The following is a 717-nucleotide window of genomic DNA, read 5'->3' on the forward strand; positions in this document are numbered from 1 at the left end:
AGTTTCAGTATCCGAATAATTACTGTCAGCCCAGCTCCTAATATTGCTTTCAAGTTTATTCCAAGATAGCATGAACTCTCCAAGCTCAGAGCTAATACTACCTATGACCTGCTCCTCAATATTATCCTTTTCAGTCTCTTCGATATGTAAGTTTGAAAGACTAGCAATAGCTTCTTCAATTATAGGCTTAATCTTATTAATTAAGTCTACTAAATTTTCATAATCATTTATTGTAAAAGTTTTATTATGAGCTACATCACATCTCAACTCATATAATTTTTGCCAATCATTGCTAAGTTCTTTTTCATTAATATCAATACTATCAGAGAAATGTTTGGACCAGTTAGACTCAGGTATTAATTTATCTAGACTCTCAATATCTTCAATAGTCAAATTTTTTTAATTTTAAGAGACTTTAATGTGTTGATCAGCTTATTTTTATTTGAAATGTACTCTTCACTAAATAAAAAATTCTTTAGTTGAATAAAATCAGTATTATGAAAATATGTGAAATCTTTCTTTAAGTTATTATCTTTTGTTCTAATTGAGTTGGCAACATCATCTGGCACATCAGTTTTATACCAGTTTACTCCAACATTTATCAACATGAACTTAGTTAATAATTTTCGCATTAAATTTTCTATTTCATAAATTAAGGGATAGGCTTTGGAAGCATAATACAGACTTAGACCATCAAATAAAATTTGTGGAGAATTA

The 717-nt window shown here is 28.3% G+C and carries 2 protein-coding genes; both read right to left on the reverse strand.

What is annotated here, in order from left to right:
* The coding region (locus CAN34_RS13705) for a HEPN domain-containing protein (RefSeq protein ID WP_217320636.1) at positions 1 to 393 on the reverse strand (393 nt) is incomplete at its 3' end.
* Positions 390 to 717, reverse strand: a 328-nt coding sequence (locus CAN34_RS14310) for a hypothetical protein (RefSeq protein WP_217320637.1), incomplete at its 5' end; no start/stop codon positions are given. The genes CAN34_RS13705 and CAN34_RS14310, both read right to left, overlap by 4 nt.

It is taken from the genome of Psychrobacter sp. DAB_AL32B, assembly GCF_002224105.1.
GTDB lineage: Bacteria > Pseudomonadota > Gammaproteobacteria > Pseudomonadales > Moraxellaceae > Psychrobacter.